The organism is Synechococcus sp. LA31 (genome assembly GCF_018502385.1).
Classification (GTDB): domain Bacteria; phylum Cyanobacteriota; class Cyanobacteriia; order PCC-6307; family Cyanobiaceae; genus Vulcanococcus.
Window position 1 is genome coordinate 365,814 of the sequence record NZ_CP075523.1, and the last position, 14,818, is coordinate 380,631.

General features: G+C 63.4%; 15 protein-coding genes. 6 read left to right on the plus strand and 9 right to left on the minus strand.

Annotated elements, in window-relative coordinates:
* Positions 1-15: 15 nt before the first annotated feature.
* Positions 16-696, minus strand: a complete 681-nt coding sequence (locus KJJ24_RS01970) for a hypothetical protein (protein WP_214340501.1) — start codon at positions 694-696, stop codon at positions 16-18.
* Positions 697-761: 65 nt separating this feature from the next.
* On the opposite strand from KJJ24_RS01970, the gene KJJ24_RS01975 reads away from it, so the two are divergent.
* A complete protein-coding gene (locus KJJ24_RS01975) occupies positions 762-965 on the plus strand; it encodes a hypothetical protein (RefSeq protein ID WP_214340503.1) in 204 nt (67 codons plus the stop codon).
* Between the two features lie 3 nt (positions 966-968).
* On the opposite strand, the gene KJJ24_RS01980 is transcribed toward KJJ24_RS01975, so the two are convergent.
* Together KJJ24_RS01980 and KJJ24_RS01985 are read right to left on the minus strand one after the other, a co-directional pair.
* Positions 969-1,802 carry a M20/M25/M40 family metallo-hydrolase gene (locus KJJ24_RS01980; protein WP_214340504.1) on the minus strand — a complete coding sequence of 278 codons (834 nt, stop codon included), beginning with the start codon at positions 1,800-1,802 and terminating at the stop codon, positions 969-971.
* Positions 1,792-3,069: a VWA domain-containing protein gene (locus KJJ24_RS01985; RefSeq protein WP_214340505.1), complete on the minus strand. Its 1,278-nt coding sequence runs from the start codon at positions 3,067-3,069 to the stop codon at positions 1,792-1,794. The genes KJJ24_RS01980 and KJJ24_RS01985 overlap by 11 nt, the downstream gene beginning before the upstream one ends.
* Positions 3,070-3,200: 131 nt before the next feature.
* Between KJJ24_RS01985 and KJJ24_RS01990 the strand changes: the two genes are divergently transcribed.
* Positions 3,201-4,253: a hypothetical protein gene (locus tag KJJ24_RS01990; protein WP_214340506.1), complete on the plus strand. Its 1,053-nt coding sequence runs from the start codon at positions 3,201-3,203 to the stop codon at positions 4,251-4,253.
* A 23-nt stretch (positions 4,254-4,276) separates the two neighbouring features.
* Here the strand turns inward: KJJ24_RS01990 and KJJ24_RS01995 are convergent, their stop codons facing one another.
* The gene (locus tag KJJ24_RS01995) at positions 4,277-4,831 is read right to left on the minus strand and encodes a LysR family transcriptional regulator (RefSeq protein WP_214340507.1); all 555 of its coding nucleotides are present in this window, start codon (positions 4,829-4,831) and stop codon (positions 4,277-4,279) included.
* 165 nt (positions 4,832-4,996) lie between these two features.
* Between KJJ24_RS01995 and KJJ24_RS02000 the strand changes: the two genes are divergently transcribed.
* Entirely contained in the window at positions 4,997-7,090 is a 2,094-nt protein-coding gene (locus tag KJJ24_RS02000; RefSeq protein ID WP_214340508.1) for an AAA family ATPase, read from the plus strand.
* Between the two features lie 14 nt (positions 7,091-7,104).
* Here the strand turns inward: KJJ24_RS02000 and KJJ24_RS02005 are convergent, their stop codons facing one another.
* Positions 7,105-7,791, minus strand: coding sequence for a hypothetical protein (locus KJJ24_RS02005; RefSeq protein ID WP_214340509.1), 687 nt, complete (start codon positions 7,789-7,791; stop codon positions 7,105-7,107).
* The gene (locus KJJ24_RS02010; RefSeq protein ID WP_214340510.1) at positions 7,788-8,300 is read right to left on the minus strand and encodes a hypothetical protein; all 513 of its coding nucleotides are present in this window, start codon (positions 8,298-8,300) and stop codon (positions 7,788-7,790) included. The genes KJJ24_RS02005 and KJJ24_RS02010 overlap by 4 nt, the downstream gene beginning before the upstream one ends.
* A 163-nt stretch (positions 8,301-8,463) precedes the next feature.
* Here KJJ24_RS02010 and KJJ24_RS02015 point away from each other — a divergent pair, with 163 nt between their 5' ends.
* Genes KJJ24_RS02015 through KJJ24_RS02025 form a run of 3 tightly spaced genes read left to right on the plus strand, consistent with a single transcriptional unit; the run spans position 8,464 to position 12,781 of the window.
* A complete protein-coding gene (locus KJJ24_RS02015) occupies positions 8,464-8,910 on the plus strand; it encodes a hypothetical protein (protein ID WP_214340515.1) in 447 nt (148 codons plus the stop codon).
* A 14-nt stretch (positions 8,911-8,924) separates the two neighbouring features.
* The gene (locus KJJ24_RS02020; RefSeq protein ID WP_214340517.1) at positions 8,925-12,431 is read left to right on the plus strand and encodes a TM0106 family RecB-like putative nuclease; all 3,507 of its coding nucleotides are present in this window, start codon (positions 8,925-8,927) and stop codon (positions 12,429-12,431) included.
* Complete coding sequence (locus tag KJJ24_RS02025; RefSeq protein WP_250544862.1) at positions 12,428-12,781, plus strand: hypothetical protein; 354 nt, start codon at positions 12,428-12,430, stop codon at positions 12,779-12,781. Before KJJ24_RS02020 ends, KJJ24_RS02025 begins: the two co-directional genes overlap by 4 nt.
* 31 nt (positions 12,782-12,812) lie before the next feature.
* On the opposite strand, the gene KJJ24_RS02030 is transcribed toward KJJ24_RS02025, so the two are convergent.
* From KJJ24_RS02030 to KJJ24_RS02040, 3 genes are all read right to left on the minus strand, one after another.
* Complete coding sequence (locus tag KJJ24_RS02030; RefSeq protein ID WP_214340519.1) at positions 12,813-13,178, minus strand: AbrB family transcriptional regulator; 366 nt, start codon at positions 13,176-13,178, stop codon at positions 12,813-12,815.
* Between the two features lie 171 nt (positions 13,179-13,349).
* Entirely contained in the window at positions 13,350-13,517 is a 168-nt protein-coding gene (locus KJJ24_RS02035) for a hypothetical protein (RefSeq protein ID WP_214340521.1), read from the minus strand.
* A gap of 45 nt (positions 13,518-13,562) precedes the next feature.
* On the minus strand, positions 13,563-14,795 hold the full coding sequence (locus tag KJJ24_RS02040; protein ID WP_214340523.1) for a glycoside hydrolase family protein: 1,233 nt from the start codon (positions 14,793-14,795) through the stop codon (positions 13,563-13,565).
* Positions 14,796-14,818 lie beyond the last annotated feature (23 nt).

The following is a 14,818-nucleotide window of genomic DNA, read 5'->3' on the forward strand; positions in this document are numbered from 1 at the left end:
ATAGATCAGCCCTGATCAGGGAGCCGAGCCTGCTCCGTGCGCCGGGAGACTTGTTGCCCCGCTCCGCTCCAACAGCAGATCCAACTTGCGGTCCTGCCGCTCCAGGGCCCCCAGGAATCCCGCCACCGTGATGCCGAGCACCGCCATCCAGGCCAGGGATGTCCAAGCCACGACGGTCCAGGGGTTGGGCCCAGTCCAGGGGGTTCTGTCGACCGCTGGGCCCGGCATCCGCCAGCGCTGAGTCCCCGGAGTCACCTGCCCCTGAGGCTCCAGATCAAGCATCAGCCGAAGCAGGGCTTCTGGAGTTGCCGGCACCAGGGCGGAGCAAGCCTCCGTCTCGCTGATCCGTTCGGCTAACACTTCCCTGCAGCGCTGGATCCCGCCACCGGCCCAGAACAGGCCCCACGCCCGCTTATTGAGTTCCAAGGCCACCCAGCGGTGGGGCCGCGCGTCGTTGCGGATCAGTTGTGCGGCCTTGGCCAGGGTCCAGCTGCGCCCCGCGGCCACGGAGGCTTGGGCTTCCAAGAGCAACTTGCCCTGGGGGTCGCGGGTGTAGCCCGTGGCCACCTGCAGGGACAACACATCGATGATCTGCACCTTGGTCCCCTGCCGCCTTGGGCTGGGTGGCGGCGCCCAGAACACCAGCGCTCCGCGCTCAGTGGCGATGCAGCTGTCGGTCTGGCTGTTGGTGGGCATCAGGGAAGTGGGGGTCTTGTTTGTTTGGGCGAGGCGGGCATCATGAGCGCCCTGATCAGGCTGCGATGGAGTCCAACGAACAGACCAATCCGCAAGAGAAGGTGTTGGTCACACTGGAACTCCCGCGGGATGTGGTGGATTGGATTGATGGGCTCAAAGCCCAGATGGGTTTTCGCAACCGGGGGATCATCGTGGCTGAGTTGCTCCGAGAACTGATCCCGGCACTTGTAGAAGAGGACGACCAGTCAGAGGCCGAGAAAGCTGCCTGAGCCTCAGAGGCGGCTGAGTGCCGCATCAAGGCCATTGACCACCTGGCAGAAGAACGGAAGATCAAGCGTGTCGACCGTGTCGCTCATCTGGTGGTAATGCGGATTCCGCATATACGAGGTGTCCGTCACCATCAAGGCGTTGTAGCCCTGATCCCAAAAGGGGCTGTGATCGCTCAGACGCACATCGGGCATGCCGGCGCCGCGGTTGGGCACCGGCAACACCTTGGTTTTCACGTAGCGGCCCATTGCTGCCGATAAGCCAGGGAGCATCAGTCCGGCGGATGTGTTGGCCACCAGCGCGATGAAATCGCCCGTGCTGCCATACACCTGGCGCATGGCGGGATGGGGGTAGGCCTGCTCTTCGCTGGTGAACGCCAGCATCTCCAGGCTCACCATCAGCTTGAGCGGCTGGCCAGTGGCCCTGAGCTCAGTGGCCAGCGCCTCACTGCCCACCATCCCCCATTCCTCCTGATCAAAGGCCACCAGCCACACCGGCCGCCGAGGCGGTTCTGCCCGCCAGCGCTGGGCAAGCTCCAGCAAGGCGGCCAAGCCACTGGCGTTGTCATCGGCGCCGGGTGAGTGCAGGGGGCCGTCATAGTGCGCCCCCACCAGCAGGGGCGAGGCGTTGGCCCGTTGGCCAGGCAGCTTGAGAATCAAATTCACCCCTGCTTCGCCGGCGCGATCGAAGTGGTGCTCCTCGAGCTCGCCCATTGCAGAGAGCCGTTCGCGCAGGCTCTCCCGCACACCCATCAGCCCGAGCGGATCCCAGCGGGCATGGCGCGGAACGGCGAACTGATGGAGATCCGCCAGCAAGCGCGCTTGTAGCTCAGAGGTCATCACGGCCCTCCTGATTGCGCAGCTTGCGTCCGCGGGCCCGCATGAACGATTGCGTGCCCATCACCTTGCGCGCCAGTGAGAGTTTGTTGGTTGAGATCAGGTCCAACAACTCACCCAGCAACTTCCTCTCCTGATCGATCTCAGGGCTACTAGGTGCTCGATCCAGGCTGTGCAACGCAGCCTGAACCGAGTAGAGCATCTGCGTGGAATCTCCCTGATCGAGCTCCTCCATCGCCCGGAGCCGTTGCCCCGCCGTTTGTTGCAGCAACACCTCCCGCTGCACGTCGGGATCCACGGGTAATGCCCGCCACTCTTCGAACTCCACGACGGGCAAGCGCATCACCGCTTCCCGTTGCTCGGGTTCATCGTTTGCATTGATCCACTGCGCTTCCACAGTGAGCAGATCGCGCACTTGCTCCTGTGACTGGTCCTCGGGAGCGATCTGCAGCCGCACGGCGAGCGTGGGCGTGATGCCTGCTTGCAGCGCGCCGAGCTGAATCCAGCTATCCGCCCCGGGCTCCAGCGGGTTATGGATCTGCTTGAGCTTCACACCCTCCGCCAGGTTGAGCCGTAGGCGCAGATCACGCCCCAGGGTGAGGTTCAGGCCCTCCAGTTCCGCGGCAAACACCGCCTCCAGTTGTTGCGGGCTGGTGAGGTGCACCAGATTTCCAGCGCCGGCTTCCGCCATGGCGGTGAGCAGCCGCTCCTCGTAGTCCTCCCCTAAGCCGATGCAGCTGGTGCTGATCGCTTGTTCATTCGCCTGCCCCACCAGCGGCGCCACCTCCGATCGGCGCGTGAGACCGGCGTTGGCCTGCCCGTCGGTCAGCAGCACCACCCGTTTTTGATGGCCCGTGAGCGCTTCGGCCTGGAGCAGCGATTCCATCCCCACCCGCCAACCATCGAAGAGCGCGGTCTGCCCGCCGGAGCGGATCCGGCCAATGGCCGCGATCGCCGCTTGGCTGGGGGCGCTGAGGGGAACCACCGTGCGCACCTGGTCATCAAAGCTGATGACGCTCAGCCGATCGGCCGGGGTGAGTTGGCGCACCAGCTGTTGCGCCGCTGCGCAGGCGGCCTGGAGCTTCGGGCCCGCCATCGAACCGGAGCGATCGATCACCACTGCGATCGCAACGGGCTTGCGCTGCTCGCTGACACCGGCCAGCGGCGGTGACTTCAGCTGGATCAAGGCATCGAACTCGCAGCCCTCACGGCAGATGCCCGGCCGTTCGGGATGGGTGCTCAACACCGTGGTCGGTAAACGGGATTCCATACACAGCTCCTTGCTTGGTTGAACCCACTGTTTCCCGCCTCAGGGCTGATCGAGGCTGATCTCGTGCGAAGGACGGCCGAGCCCCTGCGCGTGTTTCTCGCCAGACTCAACACAGGCTGGGCGTTACATCGGTGCTGCTCAACTTCTTCGACGTCGATACAGCGACTGGCGAGCGCAGCGTTGAACTCCAGGTCGGTGACTACCCCCAGTTGGGGCTCCAGAGCGACCTCCTGGTGGTGTCGGCTTTTCGGGGGCATTACGCCCCGGTGCCCCGAACCCTGCTCGGGCGGCTCCATGAGGCCTATGGGCTGAGGCTGTCGGAGCTCGACGTTGCCCTTGATCTGCGCTCCAGCCCCTTGAAGGCCTGGGTGAGTGCACCGCTGGACCTGGGTGATCAGGCGCCTCCAAGCCGGTTCAAGCGGATTGCCGTGGTTGAAGGAGCTATTGAGTGGCAGGAGGGCGATCTGGTGCCCTGGCCGCCGTTTAACCGCCTGTTTTCGCTGTTGGCGCTCCTGCCGATGCGCGGTATCGCTTGCGCCGCGGTGGCCTCACCTTTGTTGGGGAGTGGCAATCAAGGCATTGATGCGCTCTCCCACGTGCCTGAGCTGCTCGAGGCCTATCGCGAAGCCTTTCGCCATTTGCCCGATCTGGAGCGGTTGATTCTGTTCGACAAAACCGATCGCCATCTCAGTGTTCTTGGCGAGGCCATTGATTCGACCCTTGCGCGGGTGGACGCGCAGGACTTGCGGATTCCCTTGCCCACCGGCTTGCCGGGGTTGGAACGGTTGAACGGTTTGCTGCGGGATCGCGTCGATCCACGCCAGGAGCATTCCAGTGCGCTGGCCCATGATCTCGGCGAGCTCCTAGAGATCCTGCGGGCCGAGCAGATCGCCCCCATCGCCTTGGGCATTCATGCCCGCCGGGTGGTGGAGCAATTGGTGTTGCACAGCCTCCGTGATGTTCCTCATCAGGGCCGCCTGAACTTGTATGGCGGCATTCGCCAGCTCCGCAAGCGGGGAGCGAACCGTTGGTTGATCAGTTGCCTGGACCAGGTGCGGGAGTTTGGGAACTGGATGGGCCATCCACAAGCTGCTGGACAACAACGGCAAGTGCAGCTTTATGACGTGTTGGCGGTGTTGTCGTCGCTGCAGAGGGTGTTGGAGGAGTACCCCTGGACTGTTTGATTCGGCCCTCTCGATACTGCCAATCAGGTGCAAAGCCGAGCGCAGATCTCAAGCACCAGCGGATCGCGCCGGCAGATCAACACCACGGCGCCGTTGCGGGCGCTGCGCACCTCCACCAAGGTCAGGGATACGGCTTCTTCAGCGGAGAGGCCTGGCACCTCCTCCACGGCAATCGCATCAAGCAGCTCCAGGCTCAACAGCGGGCGCCACTGCTCTTGCTGTTGGCGGCCCAGCCGAATCCATTGGGCCCAGGGCACTCCGGAGAACGCCGCCTCAAGCTCCCGGCCGCTGCCCACCCGCAACACCCCACCGGTGAGGCGGTGGTGGTTGATGCCGCGACGCAGAAACGGAATCCAGGGGGCATCGGCAAAGCGGCGGCCTAATGGGGCATCGCTCTGACGGGCAAGCCCTAGGTCGCGAGCGACCGAGCGGTAGCGGCGGCTCACGCTCGGTTGAGACATGGTGAGCAACTCCGCGGTGGCGGTGGTGCTCCCGGTGAGCTCGAGCAGATCGAGCATCACCAGATCCCGCAGGGACGAAGGGATTCGGTAGGGCCGGGAATCGGCAGTGGCGCTCATCAATGCGCAGTGCAGGGCTCCGCTCAGCTTTTGCTGCCAAGGCGCGATTCAGCCCAATGTCCGTGCGAAGAACCCCGGCTCCGGTAGCGCCCGATCGTTCTTCGCAGGGCGGAGCCGGCAAGGCCGGGCCGGGATGCCCATGATGCGAACACCTTGGCTGTGGACATGGCCGCCGCGCTGCGCTGCCACCTATTGATCGGCCCGCCCGCCAGCGGCAAGACCACCATCGCGGCCTTGCTGGCGCCGCTGCTTGACGCCGAGCTGTTCTCCACCGACCGCATCCGCGAGGAGCTGTACGGCGACTCGATGATCCAGGGCCACTGGCATGAGGTGGAAGAGCGCCTGCACGCCGATGTTCAGCGCTGCGTGGCCGAGGGCCGCTCGGTGTTGATCGACGCCACCCACGCGCGGCGTCCCTGGCGCCTGGCCTTCACGCAGCGCCTGGAGCTTGCTCGCCAGGTGGAGTGGATCGGCTGGTGGCTGCGCACGCCTGTCGAGGTGTGCCTGGAGTGGAACCAACAGCGCGCGCGCCAGGTGCCGGAGTTGGTGGTGCAGCAGTTTGCAGCTGCCCTGAACGATCGCGACTTCCAGCCCGACCGCCAGGAAGGCTTTGCTGCACTGGTGGACTTCGATCCTTCACTTGGTGCCGATCTCAAGGCGGATCTGCAGCTGGAGATCGCTCGCCTCGACAAACGCATCGCCGCAGCCCGCAACCGCGAGCAGGCCAAAGAGCTCCACGGCTACTCACGCTTATTGGATCTGGAGCGACTGCTCTATCTGTTGCAACTGCTCAGCCGCTTCCCCGGGCTGAGCGCTGGTGATGCCACCACCCGCGCCGAACTGGAGGCGATCTGCAATCCACTTCCGGAAGGCTCGATGGCCCAGAGGGCGGCGGCGTTGCTCTCTCGGTTGCGGGGCGAGTGCTACGGCGAAGTGGAGGCTCTCGAAGTTGATCTGCTCTGGCTGCAGAGCCAGGGGTTCCTCGATGCAACGCCAACCCAGCAACCCCTGGAGCCGCCGATGGCCCCAGTGGAGCTGAGCGAGAAAAACCTCGGTGGCTGGCCGCCGATGGCGGACCGCAGCGTGTTCATCCGCGTGTTGTCACTGCTGCGCCATCTGTTGCATCACCCCTTTGATTGCGAAAAGGGCGTGCCGCTGCCCGAGCACCTGATTGCCCAATTGGCTGGGGTCTACATGCCCGGTGAGGCCTCCACCCTGCGCAAGGACGTGGAGCGTGTGCTCACGCCATACGGCTTCCGCACCCGCAATGACAACGCGCGCCACGGCTACGGCCTGGGAACGGCAGTGCTCTCCGCCGCGCGCCTGCGGGAGGTTCATCAGGTTGTGAGTCAGGCGGCGGGGCGACTGGGGGACCCCACCGCCCAGGACCTCTTGGCTGAGCTGGATGAACGCTTGCGCTGGGGAGGCGTGCTGCGCGAAGACGAGCTGCCAGTGCGGGTGTTTGCCAATCGCTCGATCGTGCACCCCGATCTGGTGCGGCGCGACTCGCTGGCGGTGCCCGAACAGGCCGAGAAGCTTGAGGCTGCGATCGCAGGTGGCCAACGCGTTCTGCTGGAGCGCTTCAGTGATGCAGCCGAGCACGGCGAGGAGCCCCGAGATGCGATTCGGGTCTGGCCGCTGCAGCTTCTGTTTCACAACATCGGTTGGTATCTGGCCTACGAGGACGACGCCATTGGCCATGACCATGGCCTGATCCGCACCGAACGGCTGGATCGCCTGGCCTTGCGCCAGGTGGAGAGTGGTTTTCGCCGGTCACCGCAGCAGCGCGCCGATGGCATTCGGCGCCTAGCCCGGCTGATGGAGCTCAGCGGCGGGATCTATTTCGGTGATGACGCCGGGCTGCAGCAACAGCTGGCGGCTGCAACCATCGACGAGCTACCAGAGCTGCTCACCACCGTGCGCTTTCGCTGCACCGAGCGGGTCTATCGCTTCCTGCGGGAAGGCCTACAGCGGTATCCCCTCAACCAGATGCGCTTCTCCAAGCCGCTTGCCGGTGACCGCTGGCGTCATTCCGCGAAGGCACCGGTGGTGCTGGAGCCGGTTGCTGGCGACTCCCATCCTTTCCCTGTGGAACTGGATCTGCCCCCTTGGACCGTGGCGCGTGATGTGGACTTCAGGCGTTGGCTGTTTGGTTATGGGTCGGATGTGGTGATCGAGGAGCCCCAGGAGCTCCGGATGGAGCACGCTCGCCGCGCATTAGCTGTGGTGGCGTCTTATTCACAGGCACACCAGAGATGAGAGCTGTTGATGACTCAGGTTGAAATCCACGACTTGAGATCAAACGCCTGATCCCGCTGACCTGGCAACGCTCGAGCGGCGCTGCAAATCGCGCCTGCCATCAGCCAGATCTGGGCCCCTGGGATCAGCGCTATGGCCAAGCTCACCGCTAGAGACAGAGATGCTCCGCTGATGGACGCCAGACCAACGGATCGCAGGGTTTTGATCAAGCGATCGCGCCGCGCGGACGCTGTCGCCTCGAGCCAGGCAGATCGGTTGCGCGTCAATTCCCAGCCAAGGGTGATGACAGCTGCAATCACGGCCGCCTCCAGGCAGTGGCCGGCAAGATCAGCCGCGACTCCAGGCGCCTGGATGGCATCGAACCCTCCATCCACATGGGCCCGGCCCACCTCCAGCGGAGTCATCGGCTCGGCGCCCCGACTGCGATTCCAGCTGGCGGTTTCAAATTGCCAGCCCTGTGCGGCTGATCCGCCTTGCGCCTGGGGAACCCAGTGGCTCAGATCTTTATCCGAAAGCCAACTACGGATCGCTTCCTCAGGGCTGTTGCTCCGCAACAAGAGTTCGGGGAGCTGGCCCTGCAGTTGGGCTCCATGGGCGGCCAGTCGTTCCTGGAGGGTGGCGATCAGCTGAGGGTCGAAGACCAGCTCTGGGATGCGTGTGATGAACGCTGATGTGAGCCCGATGGCGAAGGCGCGACTCATACCGCTTGAGAGGCCGTACCCGCTCCACTGATGAGGCGGCTTAGGTTCACGCCCGCCTCAAAGGCAGCGCGATGGAGGTCTGAGCGCTGGGCCTCGCTGAGGCCATCCCAAAAGGCGTGGGCAAGGTCCACCGAAGCCTTACCCAGGCCAACCATCCCGATCAAGCTCAGCGGTAAGCCAAGCCAGGGGAAGACCAGAAGCACCACGCCGAGCACTGCACTCACGGCGGCACCTTGCTTGGTGGTTTCCCAGACGCTCGCCACGATGACCTTGACCTGGGTGTTGCGGTCGATCTCACCGCGTTTGCGCATGGCTTCGGTGCGCAGCCCAGTGAGGAGGGCCTGGTAAATCGCATAAACGAGCATTCCGCCGACGGTGCTCTCGCCGACGAACTCACCACCAGTCAATGCACCGTGGTTGCCGTTCAGGTCGATCGACGCCACGCCTGCCGTTGGGGCGATCTCCCAGCCAGCGCGGGGAATCCGATAGGGGTCGCGTTCGCGTGTCATCTGGGGGTCAAGACGCTGAACCAACTCTCCGGTGGCTTCGTCTCCAAAAGCTCGAATTACGTGCGAAGGACGGATGCAAAGACGCTGCTTGCGGTTCTTCGCACGAAAACCAGAGACACCTCAGGCCGCCTACCCGAGGGTGACGGCATCCGCATCAGTCCTGATGGCGTCTTTTTTCAAGCGTTTCCGGCACAGCAACAATTTCAAGCCCGATCCGAATGAGAACCGGGGGCCATTCCCCAAGCCCTCCGAGATTGCCCAACCAGAGCCAGAGGTCGCTGCGGAGACGTCAACACCAGGGACGATCCAGGAGTTGCTCGCCATGCAACATCTGCAGCCGTGCGCCTATGGGCCTGTCGCCAAGGCAGACGAGGGCAGCGGCAAGGTCCAAGAGGTTTTGGGGTTGATCGCTGAACTCTCCACCAGCCCTCTGGAAGACCAGCAGATCGCTCTGGCCCTTATTGGAAGGCTGGAGGGGCTGCATCAAGCGGTGGTGCAGCAATTCCAACAGGACCCGGAGGCCAATCACCGGTCGATCTCCTTGTGGAGCATCGACTCCGATCGACTGCTGCATGCCCGCAACATGCTTGCCAATGTGGATCTGGGCTGATGGATCGAAGCCGGATGTCTCGGATCACCCCAAGCAAGCTCTCCCTCTTCTCCCGCAGCCCGGTGATCGGCGCCTGGTGGGAAGAACTGGAAGCACGCGGTCTCTTTCAGGAGAGCAAGCCCGAGCCCAGTGCGCTCGATCAGCAGCTCTTTGCCGATGGTCTGCGCCATGAGCAGGTACTGCTGAGCAAGTTGGAAGCCCAGGGTCATCGCATCGCCCGTCTTCCTGGAAAGCAAAACGACGCCGACTACACCACCACCAGGGCGGCGATGGCGGAGGGTTTTGATTTCATCCACCAGGCTTCGCTCTGCAACGACGAACTGCGCGGCTCTGCCGACCTGTTGCGCCGGATTGAGCAACCCTCAGGGCTGGGCAGCTGGAGCTACATCCCGATTGAGTGCAAGCTGGCCTCCAAGCCCAAAACCACGTTCTTGGTGCAGGCCTCGGCTTATTGCGAGCTGTTGACTGCGCTGCTTGGCCAGCGACCTGATCACTTTGAGCTCTATCTCGGTGGTGGTCGCTTTCAGCGCTACGCCACCGATCAGTTCTGGGCCTGGTACCAGCTGCTGCGTCAGCGCTACCGCAGCTTCCGCGCAACCTTTGATCCTCAGGCTGTCCCAGAAGACATGCCCGGTGATCACGCCGGCTGGACCGCCTTTATTGACCAACGGCTGGCAGATCAGGGCGATCTGATGCTCGTGGCCAACATGCGTCAGAGCCAACGGCAGAAGCTGCGCGCCGCAGGGATCGCGACGATCGACGACTTGGCAGCGTTGCCCGCCGGTACGGCAGTTCCCGGACTCAACCCCGAAGCGCTGCATGAGCTGCGGCAACAGGCCGAACTCCAGCTCACGCCAGCTGCTCCTGATGGCCGCCCGGCTTATCGGCTCCGCCCCGTGATCAAAGGCAAGGGCCTGGCTGCCTTGCCTGCGGCCGATGACGGCGATATCTGGTTCGACATGGAGGGCATCCAGGACTCGGTGGCTGGCACCAAGCTCGAATACCTCTTTGGTGCCTGCTACCGGGACATCCCCGGCGGCCCACCGCAGTTCAAGGCCTGGTGGGCCCACAGCCCGCTGGAGGAGAAGAAGGCCTTTGAAGCATGGGTGGACTGGGTGGAAGACCGCCGCAGCCGTTATCCCGGCCTGCGCGTCTACCACTACGCCAGCTACGAGAAGACGGCGATGCGCCGCCTGGCTCAACAGCACTGCACGCGGGAGGCGGTGATCGATGAATGGCTGCGCTCGGGCTTGTTGGTGGATCTTTTGCCGGTGGTGACCGGCTCAATCGTGCTCGGTGAGCCCAGCTACTCGATCAAGAAGGTGGAGCACCTCTACATGGAGAAGCGCGCCGCTGAAGTGACCAATGCCGGCGATTCGGTGGTGGCCTACCTCAACTGGCAGAACTCCGGTGAACCGAATCACCCTGGTGCTCTCCCCGACGGCAGCCCGCTGCTTCAGGGCATCGAGAACTACAACAAGGAAGACTGCGAGTCCACGGTTTTCCTGCACGACTGGCTGCGGGGGCTGAGGCGTGAGCGAGGTCTTCCGGAGAACCCGCTGGAGACAGCGTCAGATGAAAAGCCGCAGAAAGAACCGTGGCCGCTTGGGCAGCTGAGCGCCGAGCTGTTGGGTGAACTCCCGGAGGCACTGCAAAGCGATCCAGGGCCAACCGGAAGTGATGAACGACTGGTTGCGCAGGAGCAACGCGGACCGCGGGGCCTGAGCTGGCGTGTGCAGCGGCTCCTGGCGCAGTTACTGCCTTTTCACCACCGTGAAGCGAAGGTGGCGTGGTGGGCCTATTTCGATCGCCGCAATAAAGCAGAGCTCAGCCCGTCGGATCTGATTGATGACAGCGAATCCATTGCGGAGGCCCGCTGGCGCAGCGTGCAGGCCCGTGAGAGCAAGCGCACCGGCGCTGACTATCACACCTTTTCCTTTGATCCATCCCAACCCCTGAAGATCGGAGCGCGGGATGCCGATCGCTCCCCGCAGCTCGAGATCGCAGATACGGGCCTCAAGCTCGACATCGATGCCCTCGACGCCGAGCGTGGCCGCATCACCCTCAAGCTGCCCTGGAGTAAGCGGGACCAGCGGCGCAGTGAAGGCCTCGGTGATGGCATCCCTGATCAGCTCTGCAGTCTGATCGCGGTTCCTGCGGACATCACTGAGAAATTGCGCGACAGCCTGCTCGAGCAGGCCAAGGCCTGGCACAGCGGAGCATCACCGATCCCTCAGGCGATGGTGCAGCTGCTCGAGCGCCAAACCCTGCCCGAGCTCAAACCGCTGAACGCCGCGGTGGCAGCTGATCCCTCTGGTGTCGCTGCGCGCCTGGCTGATTTCCTCGCTAACCGCAGCGGCTGCACCCTCGCTCTGCAGGGGCCACCTGGAACTGGAAAAACCACGGTGACAGGACAGGTGATTGCAGATCTCGTGGCACGGGGCAAGCGGGTGGCGATCAGCTCCAACGGCCATGCAGCGATCAACAACCTGCTGATCAAGGCCAAGTACACCTGCGCGGAGCGCGGACTCAGCGGCGCGGTCGTGAAATGCAACACCAGCAAAAAAGAGGAGTCGCTCACCGGCAAAGGGATTCCTCTGGTGCATCCCGATGGCATCACCCCTGCGATGGCCGTGGTGGGTGGCACCGCTTGGATGTTCGCCCGGGAGGTGTTGGCTGATCAGTTCGATCTGCTCGTGGTGGATGAGGCGGGCCAGATGTCATTGGCGAATCTGTTGGTGATGGCCCGCTGCGCTCGCTCGATTCTGTTGGTGGGTGATCAACAACAGCTGGCCCAGCCTTCCCAGGCCGATCACCCCGGCTCCTCCGGGGACTCCTGCCTCGAATACCTGATGCAGGGGGCCCATGTAGTGCCACCTGATCAGGGTGTGTTTCTTTCCACCAGTTGGCGGATGGAGCCCTCGATCACGGCGGTGGTCTCCGAGCTCTTCTATGACGGGCGCCTGCAGGCAAGCAGTGCCAACGCCGTGAACGCGATCCAGTGGGCTAGGCCGTGCCTGACTGCATCAGGGCGTGCACTACCCGATCGGGGCATGGTGTTTGAAGCCGTGCACCACAGCGGCTGCAGCGTGACCAGTGAGGCCGAGATCGAGCGGATCGATGAGATCGTGGCGGCACTCCTTGGTGGGTCGTACACCCATGCCAAAGGCAGCGGCAGGCTGAGCTCAGAAGAGATCCTCGTGATCGCTCCCTACAACGTGCAGGTGAATCGCCTACGCCAGCGCCTGGACGGCAAAGCCAGAGTTGGCACGGTTGACAAATTCCAAGGACAGGAGGCACCGGTTGCGATCCTTTCCCTCACTGCGAGCAGTGGCGATGACGCACCAAGGGGGTTGGGCTTTTTGCTCTCACCGAATCGCCTGAACGTGGCGATCAGTCGGGCTCAATGCCTGTCGATCGTGGTGGGCTGCCCCGGATTAACGAGCGGCCTGGCCAACACGATCGAAGAAGCAGAGCAGATCAACCGGTTGTGCCGGATTATTCAGAGCAGCGAAACATGACCATCACCAGGAACCTCTGGGAACCCTTTGTGGGGGTGCTTCTACCCCTAGGACTGATCGCGTCTTTTGGCCCAGTCGCGATTGCCCAACAACCTGTGCAACCCCTCCCCAAAGTGGGAGGGTGCCCACTGGGCTACCACGCCTCCGGGAGCTACTGCGTGCCATCCAAGAGCAGCAACACCCGTGGTGCACTTGAGAAGACTGGCGGCAGCTGCCCGCTTGGCTTCTACAGCTCAGGGTCCTACTGCGTGAGTAGTCCAAGCAACAACCGCGAAACGATCCAGAAGCAGGGCAGCAGTTGTCCTCTGGGCTGGTACAGCTCGGGCAGTTACTGCGTGAAGAGCCGCTGATCAACAGCGGCTCGCTGCAACTCTCAGGAGATCACTCCTCCTCGTCCACACCGCCAGCGGGAATGAGGCGCACCTGCTTGCGACCGAGCTTGATTTCAAACTCATCGCCGGGCTTGAGGTCGAGCATGGCGGTGTAAGCCTTGCCCACGAGGAGGTTGCCGTTGCCTTGCACGGTGGCGGTGTAGCTGAGCTTGCGGCCACCTTTGCCCCGGCCCACGCCATCGTTGCCCAGGCTCAGACCTTTGGCTTCCAGAAGGGCCTCATAGAAGGCGGTGAAGCTGAGGCGCTCGCCACCATCTTTCTTGGTGCTCACGTAGCCGCAGCTGCGCACGAGGTCTGATTTGGACACATCGCCCAGCTCTTTCACTTTGGCGAGTAGGTCAGAACCGGTGAGCATGGTGACGAAGGAGATTGCTGCACGGACAGTAACGAATGCAGCGATGGATCTCCATGTTCGTCCCACCTTTTGTGGCCACTAAAAAAGGAGGCCTCCTCAGACCTCCTTGGACAAGCAGTTGTCATCCTCTGCTCTGGATGGGTTGTAACACCCCCTGTGGGTTTGATGCCATCAAAGGCTCTGCAGCAAGCGCTCCAACCGCACCAGTTGATAACGGTTGGCTTCTGTTGGCAGAGCGTTGTACATCGCCCAGCACTGGCGCAACTGGGCTTCCAATCCAAGTCGCACATGGTGATCGCTGTGCAGGGGGATGGACGCCATGGCGGGAGTGAAGGTCATGGGTGATCTGGAGCAACTGCTGGAAGTGTTCCCCGCTTTGGCGCGTCAGGCCCCCGGGCTGATCTCTATCCACCAGCCGCTGCCGGCGCCCTCCACCATCCAGCGGCGCCCCCAGTTGCGCTCGGAGTAGCGCTGGCCCGCTCCGCTGCCAATGGACGTGGTCACGTAGCCGCCGTTCACTAGATCGGCTTCTCCGTTGGGGTCGTGCATCAGGAACTGGCGCTTGGCTGGATCCCAACCGATGGCCAGGCTCCAATGGCCCCCGCCCTTGGGGGCCGAGACAGGTCCTTTGTGGAGCCAACCAACTGGGCAAGGGAGTCCCCGTTTGAGTTGCTCGATCAGGTCTTCGCTGGAGCCGTCGGTGCGGAAGCGTGCTTGCAGCCCAAGGCTTTGAAGCGCTTTCACTTGGGCATTGGCATCAGTGGTGTCGCTGTGGCGTTGCACCAAGGCCAGGTATTGATCGTCCAGTTGGCCGGGGCCACGCAGCGCATCGGGTTTCACGAAGGCAGCAGCCATGGCGCAACTGGATGAGAAGCACATGCGCGGCCCTTGGCTGGTGGCGCTGTCGTTCTGGCTCAGGTAGGGCACCGGCAGTTCGATCAGGCCGGGCAGCTCAGGTTGGGAAGTCGCGTTCGATGGTGACGCCGGAGTGCGAAACATCTCCGCGAAAGCACCCCGTTGCTCTGCGGTGAGTGAGCGCTCCAACTGCAACCAGGCCTCTTGTTGGTGCGCCAACCCCTTGTGGTGATGCACCGCGTCCAGGAGCTGGATCGGCTCGTGGCTGGGGACCGAAGCTGATCTCGCCGTTTGGGTTTGTGGAGCAGCGGCCTCTGACGTTTGTGCATGGGACACCTCTGCAGCCCTTCGGCGCTTGAGCCCTTCCAGCGGGCTCTTGGGGCCCTTGTTCCAGCGCGGGAGCTCCTCGGCGATCACATCAGCTGACGATTCCCCGGCGAGTAGGCGCTTGCGCAAGGTGGAGCGCTCGAGGGCTCCCGCGCCGACGTTGAAGCAGAAGCTGATCAGGGCATCGCGTTGACGGGGGGTGAGCGTGACGCTGATCAGGAGCCGATCCACTGCAGCGGCAGCCTCAGCGACATCTTGCTTGAGCCAGGCCTCTGCCTGCTCTTGCGTGATCGTCAGCCCCGGCACCACCTCCGCGCCGGTGTGGCCGTAGCCGATGGTCCAGGGAGCAGCGCCGCTGGCGGGGTCGGGGTAGGCGCTCAGGCGGCAGCCCTCCCAGGTTTTGAGCAAGGTCCAGCCCTCAGGAGTGAGTGGCATTGAGGAGTCGCGGAGAACCCTTG